Genomic DNA, 18,839 nt, shown 5'->3' on the forward strand with positions numbered 1-18,839 from the left:
AATCAAAGGGATATGTTTAGAATGATTTTAATGATAGATAAAAAACACTTAACAAACAATGATTAAACATGAGTAAAGATGAGTAATAGTCAAATTCAAGCCGTGCAATACTTAGCGTGAAAAAGTTTATTCATTTTGTCTCATCTTTAATCATTGTAACGCAACAAAAAATGAGTATAATATTGAGTACATTTTTGCTACACTCAAAATCTTATGCTCACAGATACCCAAATCAAAAATCTTAAACCCACCAACAAAGTCTATCGCAAAACCGACCAACAGGGCTTGTGCATCGAAGTCCGCCCCAACGGCAAAAAATACTGGTACTACCGCTTTTCATTTGACAAAAAAGCGACCATGATGTTGCTTGGTGAATATCCACTTTTGAGCTTGTCAGACGCACGAGCCAAACATTTGCAGATGCGAAATTTACTCAAGCAAGGCATCAACCCTATCACCAAACAGCGACAAGACCGCAAGACACAGCAAGCCGAACGCCAAGATTTGTTCAAATACCACGCCGATAACTTCATTAGCCGCTTGGAACAAAAGCGATCCGCTGGCTATATCCAGCAAATCAAGGGTCATCTAAGACGGCACATTTTGCCCCAAATCGGCGATAAAGCTATTAAAGAGATTGATACTGTTGATATTATCGAAATGATGCACGCCGCCTTAAAAAATGTGACAAATAACCGTGGCAAGCGTGGCACTGGCGAAGTTACCGCCGAAATGTGCCGCCAGCTTGTCAGTCTGATTTTTCGTCATGCGATGCGGTCAGTGCGTGGCTTACACGACCCAACGATTGCCGCCAAGGGTGAAGTTGAGCGTCCGCCCATCAATCATGCCAGAGATTTGACACTTGATGAGCTTAAGCAATTTTTAGGCAGACTTCAAGAATACGGCGGCATGCCGTCCACAATTGGCGTAATACAGACTATGTTATATACCATGTGTAGAGCCAAAGAAGCACGCTTTATGCGTTGGGAACATATCGACTTTGAACGCAGGCTGTGGAATATTCCGCTGGCAGAAATCTCAAGACGCAAGCAAGGCGAACGCAACATGAAAACCGACCGTCCGCATATTGTGCCGCTGTCTAATCAGATGATGCAACTGTTAGAAAAAATGCACAAAATCAGCGGACTTGGCGAGTTTGTTTTTCCATCGAACAAAAACCCAAGCCAGCCAATTGGCAAAATGACGGTAAACGGAGCCATCAGCTACATGGGTTTTGATAATATTTCTGGGCATGATTTGCGATCGACTGGCTCCACTTACTTGCACGGCATGGGCTATGACACGCAGCATATCAATCTACAAATGGCACATGTCGATAATACAGTCAGCGGCATCTATAATCATGCGTTATACTTGCCAGAGCGGACAAAAATGCTACAAGCATGGGCAGACTACCTAGACAGTTTGCGATTTTGATTTTTTTTTTGCAAAAAAAAACCCAATTTTTTTTCATTTTTCGCTTGATTTTATATAACGGAAGTTATATAATACAAAACATAAAGAACAGCAACCAAAACCGCTTTTGAGCGTATGGAGATTTCAAATGACTAAATCAGAACTTTTTAAAAAAGCCCACGCACTAACCAAAGCCATCATCAAAGCAGGCGATGATTATCGCATCACTTTTGGTCTTGCCATCAAAGCCATCTTGGCAGACAGCAAAAATATTGTTGATACGCTACTTGCTCTAGGTTTAAAAATTTGGGAAAACTACGGCAAAAAACGCATCTATATGACTGTTGCCCAATTTAATCAAGCGACCAACAGCAAAAGCATCTTAAATTCACGCTACACCACTTATTTTTACGATTTCAAAGCCAAAGCGATTTATATGGTTTACAAAAAGAACCGCCCAAGCTTGGAAATCCAATACTAAAAAAAATTGAAAATTTTTGCAAAAAATGCTTGACTTTATATAAATTCCCTTATATAATAACCCCATCAAGAGCAATAACGCACTTGATGAACACTAAAACCGCTTTTTAGCGTATAGGAGACAATATGAAAACTTTAAACCTAACCGCCGCTGGCAAAACTTTCAATATCGCTATCGAATTGGACGAAGTGATTGATTATAACGCAGAATATGGCTTTGAGATGGGCGATGAAGAGTACCGCCAAGGCTGGGTTGGTGTCAATGTGATGGTATCTATCAACGACAGCAATTTATACGGTCAAATCCAGTATGACCAAAGCACAGGCTGGGGCTTAGACTTGGACGGCAACACATTTTATAGCGAAGTTAAAGACGCCGTTTTTAGCGAATTTAGCGAAGATGCAATCTGGGCAAAACCCAACCACCCCACCGACTTATATTTTGAAGTAACAAAACTGGTTGAAAGCGTGGTACAGCACATTTGCCAATTTGCCGAAACTGTTTAATCTCATCGACCCAGCCAAGTCGTTAAACTGGCTTTTTTAGCGAGACAAATCATGACAAAAACCCCAGAATACACGCTAAGAGCGATTAAAAAATATCAGCAGAAGAGACGCCAAAAAAGAATTGATTTTCACATTGAAAAAGATGCCGAATTACTGGCTAAGATTGATGCAGATGACGGCAGTTTTAGCGAATTATGCCGCAAGCTGCTTAGGCAACACTACCAAATCACGGAGACAAATCATGAATAAAACTGAATTAAAAGCCAGCCGTTTAGCGGTTGGCTTGTCTGTTAATGAATTATCAGAAGTGCTTGAGATACGCCCACGCACAATTCAATATTGGGAAGCGGGCAAAATGCCAATCCCTGCCGATGTGCATATGCAGATGATAGATTTGGGCGGTTTGTTGTCATCATGCATAAAATTCATTGAAGAATATGCCGATGAATACAACAAAGCTCATCGCAGTGATGAAGTTGCCCCCGCCAAGCGAGCATTTTTCCCTTATTTTGCTCATTTTGACTTTTTTACCGCCGCCACTGGCGTTACTCATATCGCCACTTTTCGGGCGTATCAGTCTGCGGTGGCTCATTTGTACACCATTGGCAAAATTAAGATTGATGAAAATGCCGAAATTCCCCAAGATTGTAAAATCTGGATTTTGTTCAACGATGAACATATTGATGATTGTGAATAACAAAAACCCCACTTGTTACAGTGGGGTTTTTTTACTTTTGTCATCGAAAAAGTTCGAATTTCAAAAGCGTTAATTAAGCGATCTGTGCGACCGATAATATTAAAAGTTATTACTTTTAAGGACAACCTTACGATTGAAAATTAAAAATAATATTTTCTAAGCGACCTGTGCGGTCGAAAAACATACTTAAAAATTAAAGTAAAAAATACCAATTTCTAAGCAGACTGTGCGTCTGATAACACAGGTTGAAACCCTAAAAATATCACTTTCTAAGCAGGCTGTACGCCTGTAACTCAACCTGTGCTATCATTACAACATATTGTTGATGATAATGCAAGTTTTTTTGTACTTTTTGTAGAAAAAAAATTGATTTTTTTTGCAAAAATTTGAAAATAATGCTTGACTTTATATAAGTTCCCTTATATAATAACCCCATCAAGAGCAATAACGCACTTGATGAACTTGAAAACGCCAAAGGCGTACAGGAGATTTAAAATGACTATCGCAAATACACTACTTGAAATGGGCTGCAAAATCTGGGAAAAAGGCGACATCAAACGCATTTATATGACCGTTGAGCAGTTTAACCAAGTGACTGACCGTGAATACAACCTAAACGCAAATAACAACAAAATCTACTACGACTTCGCCAAAAACGCCATCATGCGTAGCTACAAGGGCAAAAAGCCAACGGTTGAAGTGCAATATTAATAAAAACGCCCCCGCTGTTGAATTGGTGGGGGCATTTTCTACCCAATCACAAACACCTGCCCACGCTGTTTGCCGCTGGGGTGCTTATAGCCCAGATGCACCCAAGAATTGGGGCTTTTGGGATACTCAATAATGGCTTGGTCAAATTTGATGCCTTTTTTTGGCAATTCTTTGGCTAAAAATTGCACGATTTGGCGAGTGTTGCCGAATTTGGGACAATGAAAATCAATGGCATAGCCGAATTTATGGGCAGAGTTTGCCGCTCCGCCCACTTTGCTATTTAGCTGTGGCGAGCGGTAGCCACTGGTAATGTGCATCGCTTGCCCTAGAATTTCTCGTGCAGGTTGCCACAGATTGACACTGCTATCAATCAGGTTTTGTAGCACCGCTTGATTGGGGATATTATCAATGCCGTAGCGTTTGGCGGTTGGGCTGATAATCAGCTCATTTAAGCTGATATTGTCGGTGATTTTAATCACTTTGCCAGCGTTTAGGGCGGCACGCAACGCCTGCTTGGACTGCTCGCCCCAAATGCCATCGGCGGTTACATTAATTTGATTTTGAATATTTTTGATGTTCATGTTTCTTTCTCTTTTTAAGTTTGTATCGTAAGCAGTGCTTTTGGACTTGTAGCAGCACGCCGCACCAGTAAATTAAAAATAAAATGCGTGCAAAGGTCTCTACTCGTGTAAAAGTAATCTCGAATGGGTCTAAATGCTCAAAAAACTGGTCAAGGATTGAATAGCCCATCATCGCCCACGCCAAATTACCCACCGACACTAGCCAAGTATCGGTAACATGGTCATTGGCGTGCTTGATGAATGTATATAAACCGACGCTAAGACCCGCTACGCAACATGCCACATTGACATACATTATCATTGCTTATCCTCCTTTGACCACGGTAGAAATTTGTCCTTGGCTTTGCTGTAAATCTGGTCTTGGCGGCGTTGGTCAGAGATAAACACCAACAGACCTGTTACAATCGGCGTACTAAGCAGCGACGCAATAAACGCCCAAAATAGCAAGGTTGGCGGCGGTGGCTCGGCGTTTTGGTTGAGATATACCGCAATCGCCATGCCGCTAATCGTGCCAATTAAGGGCTTGGCGATAAATGGGTGTCGCAGGCGGTTATCAATATCATCAATCTTGACAAAGCCACTGGCAAGACCGCCCATCATGCTAAACAGCCAAAAGCCCAGCCACGAAGTTAAAAAAGGGGCTTGCAGCCCTTCGATTATCACAGTATTGCCCCCTAATTGTAAGGAAAAGGTAAATTGGTAACATCTGCCACTAAAATATTGGGAAACGCTTGGGTGGTTTTATCCAGCCAGTCAAATCTTGAGCCGTTACGCAGAACATAGCGGTCAGTTGACAATGGCACATCTTTAACGCATGCCAAAGCCAGCACTGCCCCATTGATGCCCATGCTTGAAAAAGTTGTGGTACGCAAATCACGCCCAAAACTGCCCAATATATCCACTGTGCCGATTTGTGACTCGGCGGTGCAATAGGTGGCATAGCGTCTGTTTTTATCCAGCAGTTTGACAACATAATCTAAGCTGTTATCCATCGCTTGCCCCCAAACGCCATGCTGATTGTTGAAATAATATCTTTTCAATTCATGGGTTACAGCAGGCTTACCAGCCACTTGCCCAGTTTCGAGGTATTGGCTGATATAATCATGGACGATTTGCAATTGCTCTCGTCGCTGCGTTTGTTTGACTTGAGCGATTTGTAAAATTTGACCAAGATACGCACCGCCATCACTACCATCTATTCTGTCATAAGCAATCGCCTTGGGTATGTAGCTGGCTTTGGGCTTATACGCCACCAAACTATGACAAATGTGCAGTGGCGGATTGGCGGTTGAAAAAGTCAGCACGCCATTTTGGTCATACAGATTTAATCCAACTTTGGTTTCTCTTTGCATAAACGCATCAAAAAAATAAAAGCGGATTTTATCAAGCATTCTGGGGTCTGCTGAGATTGAGCCGAAATAAAACCGATAGCCATTTTTGCCTTTTAGCACCTTGAAGGGATAGACGAAATTATAATCACGCCCACCATTGATTAAGCCATAACTGTCATAAATTGTCCCATCATAATGAATAAAGCAAATTGGGCAGTTTTGACTAACCACATCAACCGTGAACACATGAGAAAACAAGCCCTTGACCACATCGTGCAAAATGTTGGCTGGGTTTGATGCACTGTCACCACGATATTCAAAGCCACATGATTTAATCAGCCCATATTTGACCAAATTGGCATCAAGTAGCAAACTGCCGTCTGCTTTGTAAGTTTTAAATATAGCCATAATAAATTCTGTACTCCACGGCAATAAAACGATTGTCCGACTTATACGGCTCAAGATAGCGATAATCGCCTGTTTGATTGTCCACATGAATGACCGCAAAATCTTGTCGTGCCAAGCCTTGAGCAATGGGCATATAAACTTTTTGGCGGTCAGCTGGGGCGGTAAAATTAATCCGCCCCTGTGCATTTTTATTGGCAGGCACGGTGATAAAACCGACCAATTTTAAAAAATCGCCATCAAGCCCCACCAACAATTTGCCGTCTTTGCTGTAAGTTTTAAGCATTAAAAACTCCCAATTCAAAGGCTTTTTTGCCATTGCTATAATAGCCAACCAAGCCACGACTGGTTAGCGTAACTTTTGTGCCATCGCCAAAACTTGAGTTAATCTCAAGCTCACCATTCTTGTACAACCGCCAACCACTCCGCCCAGCCACATAATTATCCGACTGGATACTATCGGCGATTTTGAGCATATTAATTGAGCCATTTTTAATAAAGGCATCATTAATATAAGTCCCTGCTGGCACTCGCACGCCGTTAATCGTCTGTGTGGTAGTCTGCACGACAAATGGCGTGATGCCCTTGCCCCTGCCAGTAGGCGGTGCGATATAGAATTTATCGGCGTTTACGGCAAAGTCTGACACACCGCCACCACTTGCCAAGCCAAAGCCTGACACTCGTCCGCCAGTATCAACTTTGACCGTATATTGGGCTTTTAATCCATCAATACTTGTCGCATGCTGTTGAATGCTGGCGGTTTGCCCATTGACCTGCGTTTGCAAAGTGGTGATTTTTTGGGCATTGGCGGTGTCTTTGGTCGCTTGAGCGGATTTGTACTCATCAAGCATGGCGGTGGTTACGGCATCGGACGGCGTATCTTCAGGAGCAGGCGTCCAGTCGGTAGCGATATTGCCACGCTCCATTTTGACTTTGTTAATCGTTGATACAGAGTTGGCATTTCGTGGGTAGAAGTACAGATTAAGATGCGTATTATCAGCCTGATCAGCACTGTCATCTCCGCCATTTGCCAGCTTCCAAGTGCCTGTACCATGGTACACGCCATCGGAGATTTTGGTTAATTTGGTGATTTCGCCCCAGCCACGACTGTTAAATACACCGATTTCACCGTTTCTATCCGCTCCAAGCTCGCCCCAAAGCGTTACAGAAAACACTTCGCCCACGGCTGGAGCGTCTGTCAGTCGATAGCGTGTAGAATAGCCTGCTGTTTTTGTCGTGCCTGAATCTCTGAGCAGATTGCGTCCGCCCACCGCCAAATTATCAAACCGAGCATTGAGCTGGCTTTGAGCTGTTGCCAGTGCTTGCGTGGCATCGCTTGTGGTTCGCTCAAGTGTGGTAATTTTGCTCTCTGCTGTACCGACACGCCCATTGATGCCTTGTACCGTGCTGTTTAGCGTGCGAATGGCTTGGGCGTTGGCGTTATCGCCTGTCGCTCGTGCGGTTTCTTCGCTAGCGATACGGCTTGTTAAGCTACTATCAGCAGATTTGTAAGCAGTATCTAAGCTATCAATCCGACTTGATAACGCACTGTCTGCGTTACTGCGTGCCGTGATTTCACTGTCAATCTTGGCGTTGGCTTGGCTGTCTGCTTGCTTGTAAGCAGCGTCCATGGCGGTGATTTGCTGGCTTAACGCTGTATCGGCATTGGCTAGCGTGGTTTTTAGCGTCTGCAAATCTGCACTGCTTGCCTTGCCATCAATCGCAGTTTGCAAATCTTCAGGAGCAGGCGTCCAGTCTGTGGCGATGTTGCCTTTTTCTAGCTTGACACTGTGGAACTCAAACCAATCTGACTCCGAAAAATTACCCAAAGCCCCAATCATCAAGCGTACAGTATTACTTGTCCATGGTGCGACAAATGTAATTTGGTGTCGTGTATCAAGGTTATTAGTGATATTGATTTTTGGAACAAAAAACACACCACCTTCTGAGCTATGGCGAGTAAAAAGGATATAATTCAAGCCAGTTTTGATAAATCCGCTTGTGCCTTGAGCGTTGAATGATAGTGTGTAAGTTTCTCCTTGTTTTAGTGAGTTTTGTTCTGTTGCATGCACTACACCAATTTGTTGTTGCTTGACATTATTTGAGTTCACACGAATTAACTGGCGGTGCTTGAAGTTTGTTTTTGTGAATGAGCGTGTATGACTGTTCCAAGTTTTGATTGAATTAAACTCACTATCAATCAACAAATTGCGATTTTCGATAGATAAACTGTCAAATCTCGCCCCCATTCGCTCGATACTTGCCGCCTGCGTGGCTTGAGTTTGGGTAATCTGCGTGATTTGGCTGGTGGCATTATCCGCCTGCGTTTTTAGCTCGCCGTATTTTTGATTGAGCGTACCAGTCGTTACCGACAATTCACGAATTGACGACGCATGATTATTCACCGACTGCGTCAGATTAGTAATTTGCTGGGTTTTGGCGTTTTTATCGCTCATTAAGCTAGTGATATTTGCCACCGCTTGCGTGATTTGCTGTCTGTGCGTTGTGATATTTGCTACCGCTTGATTGAGCGTCGTTTTACTGGCGTTTAGCTCGTTTCGTGTGCTGTTAATGCTGGTTTCAAGCGGTGCAATCTTAGCAATCGGCGTACTTAGGCTTTGGTGCAAGTGGCTTTGGTTGATTTGACCGCTGATTAAGTTTAGCACTTTTTCGGCTTGGGCTTCGGTTGTGCCATTTGCCCACGCTGTCCAGTCCGACGCATTGCCCAATTTATCGACAATTCTAGCACGATAAAACTGGGTCAAATTGCCCTGCAAGCCTGTAATTTCATGCTTATTTGTCGGATAAGCAAAAGTAGCCAGTGTGCTAATGTTCGTGCGTCCATCAGGGCTGACTTGAATTTCAGTAAAGTTGGTATCTTCACTGCCTGTGTCAAACGCCCAAGCAATCATCATACTAAACAAACCACCTTTGGCGGTAAGACCAATCGGCTTTTTGGGCTTGCCAGTCTTACCTGTTACGGTAGTCAAGACGCTAGTAGCAAAGCTCGATTGATTGTCGAATGCGTCCACCGCCGCCACTCGTGCCGTGTAATTACCGCTATACACGCCGTCAATATCGATAGACTGGCTGGCGATTTTGCTTTTTTGCCAAGCGTTATCGTCTTTTTTCCACTCCACAATATAGCCCACCGCCCCATTGACTTGCTCCCAGTTGATGCTAAGCGTGGTGATAGATTGCCCTTGGTGCGTGCGTGAGTGCGAAGTTAGCAATACTTGACTTGGGGCGGATAAGATTGTTGGCTTAATTACGCTGATGGGGCGTGGCTCAATCCGCACTGCATCGCTATACTTCTCTGGGCGGTATTCAATGGCGGTAATGTTAAACGACGCATCATCATAAGCAATGCTCATCACTCGGTATTGAGCTAAGTGCAAATCGTCCGCTGTCATCGCCCAAATCTCATTTGCTTTGGCATTGATTAGCTTATCTAGCGTAATGACAGTATCATTAACGGCGGTAATTTTGGCGGTATGCTCACCGATGACAATCGTATTGCCTATGCTGCCAGCGTTTCTGTCCAGCGTGATTTTATTGCCGTTGACTGCGGCAATGCGTCCGCTAATCGCTCGCCCTGCTCGTACATTGTCCGCCACATTAATCACATCGCCAACCTTGGGGATAAAGCCGTCCAAGCCAGTTTTGAAAGATACAGATTGCGTCTCTAATTGCTCGGTCTTTAACGCCCACTGCCCCACTCGCTGGGCTTGGGCTTGGCTGGTACAGCCAAAAGCGTTAATGTCCAAGATATTGATGCCGTATTTGGCGATGGCATAATCATCTCGTATCATCTCATACTCGGTCTTATAGTCGTTATCAGGGTTATCCCAACCGACTTTAAAGACGGTATGGCGGTCTCTACGGCGTGTGCCTGAATAGATAAATTCCCCACCAGCCACATTTGAGCGGCTAAAGGTATAAACTGGGTCTTTTGGCACATCGCTATCGACAACAATTTGCGTACCGTCCCAAAATGTTAGCCCACGAAATACGCTGGCTAGGCTTTGCAATACTTGATAAGCGTCTTCGGCTTTTTGTAAGTACACATTACAAGTAAAGCGTGGCTCTTTACCGCCTTTGCCATCATCGACCATCTCATCGCAATATTGGGCGATTTGGTACAGTTGCCATTTGTCCACGGTTAAGCCTAGCCCATACCGCTTGTGCGTGCAAATGTCATAATACACCCACGCAGGGTTATTGGAATACGCCAGCTTAAAAGTGCCGTCCCACATGCCGTTATAGCTGCGTGTCGTTGGGTTATAATTGCTAGGAACTTGGATTAACTTACCACGCAGACGCACCGATAATTTGGCGATATTACTAAAGCTCTCAGCGTCGTATTTCACCGCCAGTAAAGCAGTCAAAGGATAGCACAATTTGGCGTCGATGACTTCGGTTATCGCAACCACGCTCATGCTATCGCCAATCAGCTCACTATCACGATTGGGCGTCGTGCGGCGAACTCGGATTGTCCAGCCACGGCGTGCCTTAGGCAGCTCGATACGGTGGCTGCGTTTATAGCCTTGGCTTGCCTTATCGTTAATAAAAGTGTTCAGCACTTCGCTCCACGCACCGCCATCAGTCTGCACATCGACGGCATAAGCGATACGATAGCCGACAATATCGCCATTGTCTTTTTGTTCTCGTAAGCTCCCCCAGCCTAAGCGAATAATCACAGCATCAAGGGCGGTGTTATTAATGGCTTTGATATAGGGTTTATCGTGTCTTAGCTCAACGCCCACATTGCTCTCGTTATTCACACTGCTAAAGCCCTTAATGTAGTCTTGATTGAGCGTGCCAGCTCGAAAGTCCCAAGATACATTGTCAAAGTTCGGCTGTCCGTTGTCGTTAATCAAGGGCGTGCCGTCCAGCTTAATGGACTTACCACCGTCCACCAAGCCCAAAATCTCCCCTTCTGCCAAGCCATACAACGCCTGCACAAATTCAGTGCTGGCGGTGGTGTCTTTTTGGATATTGGGTTTTTGGGCTTGGTTTTTTTGTTTTTTTGCACCGCTAATCATCGTCTAAACACTCCTAATCTCGCTCTTGGGGCATCGACGCCCGCCACCACTTTATCTTCCGCTATGATGCTGGCAGATGCCACAAATCCGCCTACTTCTCGCTCGCCATATAGCACAGGCACAGGGTTGCCTTGGGCAACAGTGGTAACTGCCCCACCAAAGCCGTTATTTGCCCTATTGCCGTCTTCGTCCTGCGTGCCAAGTGGCGGTGTGGGCATGAGTAGCGTTGATACACCGCCCAACAGCAAGCCAACGCCTGCACCGACTAGGGCGAAATTGCCCTGAAAAACCCCCACGCCAATCAGTGCCACCCCAGCCACCACTTGTAGCCATGCCATTGCCTTGCCACCACTGCCGATAACTTTGGGTACGATATGAATGGTGTTTTTATCAGTGATAAAGTCTAGGCGGTTCTCGCCGATGTTATTAGCTTTACTGACCTTGCCAGTAAACACGGCAAAGCGATAGCCGTGCTTTTCGCTGTCTAGCATAAATTGACGAAACGCAGGGATTTGACACGCCAAAGCGTGCGTAGCTTCTCGTGCGGTTTGTACTTTGAGCCGAAAAAATTTACCGAATTTTTTGGCTAAAATTCCGTGCAGTTGGATTGTTTTCATGAGATTTACCCAATAAAAAACCGCCCTTGCACAATGCAAAAGCGGTGAAATTTAGACAACAAAAAAGCCAAATAATTCACAACTTTTTATAAAAAAGTGTAGAAATTACTTGACTTTTAGAGTAGTTATAACTATAATATACACAACAAGGCAAGGGGTCGAGCCTTGCCTTGCTAGGTTAAACGGTTTACCTAAGGGAAATAACCGCCAACCGATGTAAGGAGAATGCGATGAAAGTATTAACAGCACTCATCGTTTTGGTCTTTATCTTGTATAGCTTACCAGCTTACTAAGATAAACGCCTAAGTCATCAGCAGATGATATGGCGGAGCGGACAGGAAACACCGCTCACCCCCTTACTTAACCCCTATCATACCATAACACAGGAAAATGTCAAATGCCAAAGATTGTTGCCAATCCCAAAACCCGCAGCCAAATCCAAAAAGAAAGCGATGCTCGCCGTGGCGTCAAACATATCGGCTTTAAAGTGCCGATTGAGTTTGCCGAGCGACTGGACGAACTTGCCAAAAGCACAGGCAAAACCAAAAATATCATCATCATGGAAGCGGTGGAGCTTTGGCAAGCTGCCTATGCCTAACCACCATCGCCGTCCGCCGTTGCCAGTTTTCGCCATAAATCTCACGCACCGACAGGCGGCTATGGGGGTGGTGTAAGACGATATTATCGCCGATAATGTCGCTGGCGTTTTCGCTTGTCAATTTGCCATCGCCTAAGTAAATTAAGGCGTGGTTAATGTGCTGCGTGCGTCCGACACGGCATAAAATCACATCGTGTTTTTGTGGTGTATCGACTTCAACAAAGCCAGCTTGGGCGAAATTGGCTTGATACAGCGGTTCATGATTTTCATCTTCCCACCAGCCATCTGCTCGCTCAAAGTCTGGCAAGTCAATAGCAAGCTCACGGGCGTAATAATCACGCACCAAGGTATAGCAGTCTTGCACGCCATGGATATAATCCCTGCCGATGAGCGGACTTTGGTAGTCGGTGGGCTTGTGCTTTTGTATCGCTTGATACTTTTGTCCAGTCGGTGAATACCCAAGCCCTACAATCCACCAATCCACGCCGTGTAGCCCCATTTGCACACGGTCAAACTCACTGGGCAATGGCTCGCCATCTGGGTGGCTGTGGACGATGGCGGTAATTTCGCCTAAGTTCTCAAGCGTCAAATACTCATCTGCAGCAATCTCAAAATGATTTTTGGGGTCATGATGAATATTGGTGCAAGGGTGGTATTTGCCGTTGATGATAAGTCCGCAGCACTCGCTAGGGTAGCATTGCCAAGCGTGGTTAAAAATATCATTTAGCATATCATACCAACCCTGCCGCAGGAAAACCGCCAAAGCGTGCGACATTGCCCCTGATTTGACAGTCTGACATACAGCCGCCGCACTTATCTAGAAGCGGATTATCGGTAGGCTTGCCGTCGATGGTGTAGCGTGCCGTGCCAGTATAGCCGCAGGTTTCGCCACGATATTGCCCCATCACCGCCCAATGACAAAAGTTGGTGATGGTTCGCACGGGGATTTTGCGATTTTCAAAGTCCACTGGGTTTGATAATTCAAATTCAAGCACGCCAGATGATGGATTTTCGGTGGTTTTTTGCTCAACAAACCAAATCTGCTGTTTGTACTCATCACCGATGGCGTGAGTGATGGTGAGCTTTGCCCCAGCAAAGTCATCGTACATACGGCATAACGCCCCAATCGCTCCGTTTACGCCATTTAAAGTATCGGCAATGGTGAGCTTAGGCGTGCTGGCTTTGCCATCGCCACGCATTTCAAGACCATCTGATGTGATGGCAATGGGCGTGTATTGCTTGTTTTGCCAAGTGATGACACCATCATTATGCCCATGAAAGCGGTAAATCTCACCGCCCAATTTTCGTAAATCCAGCTCATACAGCGTCAAGAAATTCTCAACGCTGGTTTGTTGAACCTGAGTGTTAAAATTACTCATCTTGTTTGTTGCCCAATTCTTCGCTATCTTCGCTATCCAATTCTTCGCTGTCTTCAGACGCATCACCGACTTCTGCCAACACGCCAAATTCGCCGTTTTTATACACGCAAGCAAAGGCTTTGACTTCTTTGCTTGGGTCATAATTGGTTAGCTGATTGAGCATATTCATCGCCCATGCCAGAATTTCGGTGCGAAAACGAGTGGCACGGTTACGCTTAAGTACGCCGTTGTTTTGCTCATTGTTCACGACTTCAAAGCCGTCATCATCAGGGTAATAAGTGATTTCGATTTTATCCGCTTTTTCGCCGTGTTGCCCAAGCCAAAAATCGACTTGAGCAATAAAGCTTTGGATAGTGTTGGCTTCTAGGCGTGAAAGGGTTGTAAGTTCGTTCATGTTTTGCTCCGTTTTGAGTTAGAAAGTTTGTTCAAATTTTAGGCTAATTTGCCAAAAATTGCCCTTGTTTTGACTGACTGAATAATCAGCACAAACATATTTGAGCGTCTGCCCATGCGGATTTGTCCACAAAAATGGCATCACGCCTTTATGTTCATCGAGAAAATCCATAATCGGCTTAATCACAGTGTTAAAATCGCCAGTCTTGACACCGCTCCAGTCCGTGCGTTTGGCGTTAATGCCATGGCTGACACGCTGCGTATAGCCATCACCAAATTGGGTTTTTGTGATGGCGTGGTGCGTTTCGCTTGACGCACCCATGTTCATTTTCCAAGTGAAGGTTTTCATTTACACTCCGTAAAGCATGCCACCTTGGCGGCGTTGTCGCATTAGCTCGTTTTGTACTGCTGCTTTGATGGCATTGCCAAAGCTCTTGCCAGCTTGGGCATCGCTTTGTACATCGCTACTGCCATTGCTATTGACTGTAACGCTGATATTGATTGCCGTGCCACCGCCACCACCGATACTGTCCAGCTTTTTATCTAGGGCTTTTGCGGTGTGCTTGGGCAGCACTCGCTCGCCCTTTTCTAGATTCCAAGTGCCTGATTTGGGAACTGACATAATGCCGTCGTGGGCTTGACCGACTGGCATAACAACGGATTTGATGGCACTGACGATTTTTGCACCTTCAGCGGCTGCCAATGCCATATCTGCCAGCCCCATCGGAAAGCCCTTGGCAAGTCCTTGGCTAATGGCTTGTTGCATTGCCATGGTTGCTTGCACGATTGCAAAGCCCTGCTGCATCGCAAACATCGCACGATAAACTTTGGATTGTTCACCCAAGCCATCACGGGCAATGGACGCCAGCGAGCCAAACATATTCTCGCTGTCGGTCAAAATCATGCGATTAACTGAGTCTTGATAGTTTTTCTCGATGCGTTCACGCTCGGCAGCTCCCCATCTTTTAATGCTGATGCGTTGCTCTTCGTTTAATTGCTCATTTTTTAACAATTGTTCGATGCCAGCATCTAGCAAATTTTGGCGTTTGACCGCTTCATCAGCCAAATCTCCATAAGGGTTACTAAGTTCTGGCAAGCCGATGGCGTCGGTGATTAGCTTTTTGGACAGTGTTTCGATGGCATAAGTATCACCGCCCATCTCTTGCACGATTTTGGCTTGTTCTGTTAGCACATCAAGCTGGCTGGTGAGTGTTTGTAACTGCTTTTCTTCTTCATTTTGGTTATCGGCTTTGATTTGTAGATAAGCTTTTTCAGTCGCCAATTTTTTCTGTTCGATTTCGTACAGTTTATGATTGGCGATGATTTGCTCATAGACTTGCTTAGTATTGCCTTGGTTTAGCCCAGCGTATTTTTCCAAAGTTTTGGTGGTTTCTTGCTCAATTTGTAGCAATTCTCGCCGATACTCTGATTGTTCATTGACCAGTGCGGCTTCATTAGACAGCTCTTTTGTTTTTTCTTTAAGTTCGTGCAAGACTTGAGCAGATTGCTTTTGAGCTTCAAGCAGTAGCCAATTTTGTTTAGTTTGCTCATCGAGTACGCTCAGTTCATTTCTGACATCGTACAAATCATAAAGCAAAGCATCAAATGGGTTTTCTTTGCCGATAAGCTTCAATGTTCGCCCAATATTTTTAAATTCATCATGGGCTTTTTTAGTGGCAGTGAGCAAATCTTCTTCTTTTGCCAGTTGCAATAAAGCTTGTTTTTGTTCTTTAGTCGCTTTGTAAAATTTGCCATACTCATCTGAAATCTCAAACAGCATATCAGAATAAACATTGTTTAATAATTGTTTAGCTTCATACTCCAGTTTGGCATTTTTTACCGTCATTTCATTGAGGGCATCTTGAATTGTGGTGTCGGGTTTTTCTTGTTTTTCATGGTGTGGCTTGTGATTGCCGTTGCCCTTACCACCCTTACCGCCCTTACCACTTTTGCCTTTGTCAGCACCGCCAGCACCGCTACCGCCAGCACCGCTACCAGCACCGCCGCCGCCTTGGTTTTTCTTTTTGTTGTCAACAGTACCAATGGCATCATCAACCAACCCACGAAAATTGGTACCGCCAGTCGCAGAAAATTGAACATCGGACACGGGTGTCATGCTGCCGGGTGTAAATTGCCAGTGTGGGATATAATCGGCATCACCACCGAGCTTGCCATTAACCCAGTTTAAGCCGTCAATCACCGTATTAATACGACTAGAAAAATAACTACCAATGGCGTTACCAAGACTGATAAATAAGTTAATCGCTTGATTTTTAAAACGGTTGAAATTATCAAGCATATATCTGACACAGCCCACCGCAAAGCCTGACATGCGGTCAAACGCACTGGCGGCAACCTGTATCAAGCCAACAAATCCGCCTTTGGTGCCAGCAAACATCTGTGAAAAATAACCAGTAACGCCGCCAGTGGTGCTTTCGGATTGCCCCAAAAATCCGCTGAGAAACTCACCAGCTGAATTGAGCAAATTACCAAAGCCATCAATACCCCAATCTACCAACCGCCCAAATAACTCACCCACGACATCAATAGCATCAGATAAGCTATCCATCGCTTTTTGTAGTCCCATAGTGCGGACAATGATAGCAGAGATGATGGCGGCAATGGTCATAATGGGGTTGGCAAGTATCAGCCGTCCCATCGACGCAAACGCACCGCCTAGGCTGATGATACCACGGCTCGCCACCGATGCACTGGCGGTTAAAGCCTTGAGAGCGTTTGCTTTAGTAAACATTGCTCTGGTATTGTTAATCATTGCCAAAGTACTTTGTTTGATGGCGGTGATTTTGTTGGGCAATGCACGGACATAGTTAAGCGTGGCTTTGGTGGTTTCTTTGATGGTGTTAATATAATGCGTTTTGGTCAATCGCAGCAGTACAAATTGACGCTGATAATTATAAATCATCGCCGATTGAGCCTGTAGGCTCGCTGCTTCAGCGATATTGGCACGCACTTTAGCCGCTGATGATGCCACCCAAGCGGCAGCGGTGCTGGTAGCGGTAGCAATCACACGGCTGGCAAGTGTTGCCAGCAGCACACTGATACCAGCGACGATGATATTAAGATGCTCAGACAGCCAGTCGATGGCATCACCAGCACGCCGAGCGGCAGCGGCAAGCAAATCCATAACACTGGTATCGAACACTTTATAATTGCCGATTTTTAGTAACAGCTCATTCCAGCTATCGCCAAGACTGGCAATTGCACCGTCCAGCGTTTTCATTCGCTCTGCCATCGCCCCAGCGAACTGCACATTACCAATATTGGTCAGATACTGCTCAATCTCTTTGGCGTTCTTACCCACCGTGGTTGTGATACCCTGAAATGTGAATGATACGCTGTTTTTTTCTTGGTTGGCTTTGATGCCAAACTCTTTTAGGCGTTCAAATTCAAAAGTCGCTGCGTCCGCCACCGCTTCAATCATCTGATTTAGGTCTTTACCCATCGCCGATGCGGTATTACCAAAGCTGGTTAGAGCATCAATCGATGGCGTAAGCCCCAAGGCTTTTAGCTTGACAAAGCCGTCCACCGCTTGCGATAAGCCAAATGGCGTTTCTTTGGCAAATTTTTTCAAATCTTCCATAGCCGCAGCGGCATTGGCAGATGAGCCTGTAACGGTAATTAAACTGGCGTTTAGCTTGTCAAATTCTCGCTGCACATCGACAATCTTAGACATACTGGCATAGGCAGCGGTCAAGCCACCCACGGCAGCAGTAACCACGGCAACGCCCTTATGATAGCCTTCAATTTTTTTACGGTAGTTGTCGATTTGGCGGTTAATTTTTTCTAGGCTTTTGCTGACTTGTGATGATGCCGAACCGAAGTTATTTTTGATGTCTTCGCTGGTTTTTTTGGCATCTTGTCGTGATTTTTTCATGCCACGGCTAAAATTTGCCGTGTTGGCAGACAGTGCGATTTGTAAACTTGCAAACATATCTTTTACTCAACATTGCTAAAAACTTGAATTAAGGCGTTTTGTTCATCTGTCAGCTGTTGTAATCGCTGTCTGTACTCGTATTCTTCACGCATCTCATCAGTCATCGGATTGGGGTCAATCACCAGATAATCCGACAGCTTACCGCCGCCCATTGACGCTGCGACAATTGCCGCTTGCAAGTCGCCACGAAATCCGCCGATGGGGTCTAGCTGGTCAAAGGCTTGCCACTCAGCAAATTCGGCGATGCTTAGACTGCTCTCAAGCTCGCCGACCGTTTTACCCAGATGACCAGCGAGCTTAAACAAAAAGCGGCGGTTGCTGTCGGTGATTAGTTTTTTTCTAAATCTTCGCTGTCTTTGTCAAAGCTGTTGAGCTTATTAATTTTGTCAATCAATTCTGTGGCGATTTGTGAGTCTAACGCTTTGACCGCTTCGACATCTTCAAAGACACGATTGCCATCAGCATCGCACACCGACAGCCAAATCATGGTCATCATCTGAGAAAATGGATTATCATCATCTTTGGTGGCATAAAGACTGGCTTGGTCGCCGATGGTTAATTTTTTTAAATAAAATTCTTGTGCAACACTTGATAGGGTTGATTTAGATAGTTGAGATTTGTTTAAAAATGCTTCGATTAATACATTGCTGCGTTTGCTCATATTTTTTACCTTAATTGATTAAAAAAAAGCCCTGCGGTATCGCAAGGCTTGGGTGAATTAACC

General features: G+C 45.0%; 21 protein-coding genes. 7 read left to right on the forward strand and 14 right to left on the reverse strand.

Annotated features, from left to right (window positions below):
* Nucleotides 1-213: 213 nt before the first annotated feature.
* From ACFBZI_RS00170 to ACFBZI_RS00195, 6 genes are all read left to right on the forward strand, one after another.
* A complete protein-coding gene (locus ACFBZI_RS00170; RefSeq protein WP_375714462.1) occupies nt 214-1,437 on the forward strand; it encodes a tyrosine-type recombinase/integrase in 1,224 nt (407 codons plus the stop codon).
* Nucleotides 1,438-1,564: 127 nt separating this feature from the next.
* Entirely contained in the window at nt 1,565-1,897 is a 333-nt protein-coding gene (locus tag ACFBZI_RS00175; RefSeq protein ID WP_375714463.1) for a hypothetical protein, read from the forward strand.
* 125 nt (nt 1,898-2,022) lie between these two features.
* Entirely contained in the window at nt 2,023-2,403 is a 381-nt protein-coding gene (locus tag ACFBZI_RS00180; RefSeq protein WP_375714464.1) for a hypothetical protein, read from the forward strand.
* A 51-nt stretch (nt 2,404-2,454) separates the two neighbouring features.
* The gene (locus tag ACFBZI_RS00185) at nt 2,455-2,652 is read left to right on the forward strand and encodes a hypothetical protein (protein ID WP_375714465.1); all 198 of its coding nucleotides are present in this window, start codon (nt 2,455-2,457) and stop codon (nt 2,650-2,652) included.
* Nucleotides 2,645-3,100: an Aca2/YdiL-like domain-containing protein gene (locus ACFBZI_RS00190; protein WP_375714466.1), complete on the forward strand. Its 456-nt coding sequence runs from the start codon at nt 2,645-2,647 to the stop codon at nt 3,098-3,100. Before ACFBZI_RS00185 ends, ACFBZI_RS00190 begins: the two co-directional genes overlap by 8 nt.
* Nucleotides 3,101-3,595: 495 nt before the next feature.
* Nucleotides 3,596-3,811: a hypothetical protein gene (locus tag ACFBZI_RS00195; RefSeq protein ID WP_375714467.1), complete on the forward strand. Its 216-nt coding sequence runs from the start codon at nt 3,596-3,598 to the stop codon at nt 3,809-3,811.
* Between the two features lie 38 nt (nt 3,812-3,849).
* On the opposite strand, the gene ACFBZI_RS00200 is transcribed toward ACFBZI_RS00195, so the two are convergent.
* Genes ACFBZI_RS00200 through ACFBZI_RS00230 form a run of 7 tightly spaced genes read right to left on the reverse strand, consistent with a single transcriptional unit; the run spans nt 3,850 to nt 11,790 of the window.
* Nucleotides 3,850-4,392 carry a YcbK family protein gene (locus ACFBZI_RS00200; protein ID WP_375714468.1) on the reverse strand — a complete coding sequence of 181 codons (543 nt, stop codon included), beginning with the start codon at nt 4,390-4,392 and terminating at the stop codon, nt 3,850-3,852.
* Nucleotides 4,361-4,693 carry a hypothetical protein gene (locus ACFBZI_RS00205; RefSeq protein WP_375714469.1) on the reverse strand — a complete coding sequence of 111 codons (333 nt, stop codon included), beginning with the start codon at nt 4,691-4,693 and terminating at the stop codon, nt 4,361-4,363. Before ACFBZI_RS00205 ends, ACFBZI_RS00200 begins: the two co-directional genes overlap by 32 nt.
* Entirely contained in the window at nt 4,690-5,055 is a 366-nt protein-coding gene (locus ACFBZI_RS00210; RefSeq protein ID WP_375714470.1) for a hypothetical protein, read from the reverse strand. Before ACFBZI_RS00210 ends, ACFBZI_RS00205 begins: the two co-directional genes overlap by 4 nt.
* Nucleotides 5,056-5,066: 11 nt before the next feature.
* On the reverse strand, nt 5,067-6,131 hold the full coding sequence (locus ACFBZI_RS00215; protein WP_375714471.1) for a hypothetical protein: 1,065 nt from the start codon (nt 6,129-6,131) through the stop codon (nt 5,067-5,069).
* A complete protein-coding gene (locus tag ACFBZI_RS00220) occupies nt 6,118-6,414 on the reverse strand; it encodes a hypothetical protein (RefSeq protein ID WP_375714472.1) in 297 nt (98 codons plus the stop codon). The genes ACFBZI_RS00215 and ACFBZI_RS00220 overlap by 14 nt, the downstream gene beginning before the upstream one ends.
* On the reverse strand, nt 6,407-11,173 hold the full coding sequence (locus ACFBZI_RS00225) for a TipJ family phage tail tip protein (protein ID WP_375714473.1): 4,767 nt from the start codon (nt 11,171-11,173) through the stop codon (nt 6,407-6,409). Before ACFBZI_RS00225 ends, ACFBZI_RS00220 begins: the two co-directional genes overlap by 8 nt.
* Nucleotides 11,170-11,790 (reverse strand): tail assembly protein, encoded by a 621-nt coding sequence (locus ACFBZI_RS00230; RefSeq protein ID WP_375714474.1) that lies wholly within the window; start codon nt 11,788-11,790, stop codon nt 11,170-11,172. Before ACFBZI_RS00230 ends, ACFBZI_RS00225 begins: the two co-directional genes overlap by 4 nt.
* Before the next feature lie 397 nt (nt 11,791-12,187).
* Between ACFBZI_RS00230 and ACFBZI_RS00235 the strand changes: the two genes are divergently transcribed.
* The gene (locus tag ACFBZI_RS00235; RefSeq protein WP_375714475.1) at nt 12,188-12,388 is read left to right on the forward strand and encodes a ribbon-helix-helix domain-containing protein; all 201 of its coding nucleotides are present in this window, start codon (nt 12,188-12,190) and stop codon (nt 12,386-12,388) included.
* On the opposite strand, the gene ACFBZI_RS00240 is transcribed toward ACFBZI_RS00235, so the two are convergent.
* The 7 genes from ACFBZI_RS00240 to ACFBZI_RS00270 are packed head-to-tail and all read right to left on the reverse strand — an operon-like array spanning nt 12,348 to nt 18,776.
* Complete coding sequence (locus tag ACFBZI_RS00240) at nt 12,348-13,118, reverse strand: C40 family peptidase (protein ID WP_375714476.1); 771 nt, start codon at nt 13,116-13,118, stop codon at nt 12,348-12,350. The two genes, ACFBZI_RS00235 and ACFBZI_RS00240, sit on opposite strands and share 41 nt — an antisense overlap.
* A gap of 1 nt (nt 13,119) precedes the next feature.
* Nucleotides 13,120-13,767, reverse strand: coding sequence for a phage minor tail protein L (locus ACFBZI_RS00245; RefSeq protein WP_375714477.1), 648 nt, complete (start codon nt 13,765-13,767; stop codon nt 13,120-13,122).
* The gene (locus ACFBZI_RS00250) at nt 13,760-14,161 is read right to left on the reverse strand and encodes a hypothetical protein (protein ID WP_375714478.1); all 402 of its coding nucleotides are present in this window, start codon (nt 14,159-14,161) and stop codon (nt 13,760-13,762) included. Before ACFBZI_RS00250 ends, ACFBZI_RS00245 begins: the two co-directional genes overlap by 8 nt.
* Before the next feature lie 18 nt (nt 14,162-14,179).
* A complete protein-coding gene (locus ACFBZI_RS00255) occupies nt 14,180-14,509 on the reverse strand; it encodes a phage tail protein (protein WP_375714479.1) in 330 nt (109 codons plus the stop codon).
* Nucleotides 14,510-18,112 (reverse strand): tape measure protein, encoded by a 3,603-nt coding sequence (locus ACFBZI_RS00260; RefSeq protein WP_375714480.1) that lies wholly within the window; start codon nt 18,110-18,112, stop codon nt 14,510-14,512.
* A gap of 5 nt (nt 18,113-18,117) precedes the next feature.
* Complete coding sequence (locus ACFBZI_RS00265) at nt 18,118-18,420, reverse strand: phage tail assembly protein T (protein WP_375714481.1); 303 nt, start codon at nt 18,418-18,420, stop codon at nt 18,118-18,120.
* Nucleotides 18,421-18,443: 23 nt separating this feature from the next.
* A complete protein-coding gene (locus ACFBZI_RS00270) occupies nt 18,444-18,776 on the reverse strand; it encodes a phage tail assembly chaperone family protein, TAC (protein WP_375714482.1) in 333 nt (110 codons plus the stop codon).
* Nucleotides 18,777-18,839: the final 63 nt, after the last annotated feature.

The organism is Moraxella marmotae, assembly GCF_042219885.1.
In the GTDB taxonomy this organism is placed as follows: Bacteria; Pseudomonadota; Gammaproteobacteria; order Pseudomonadales; family Moraxellaceae; genus Moraxella; species Moraxella marmotae.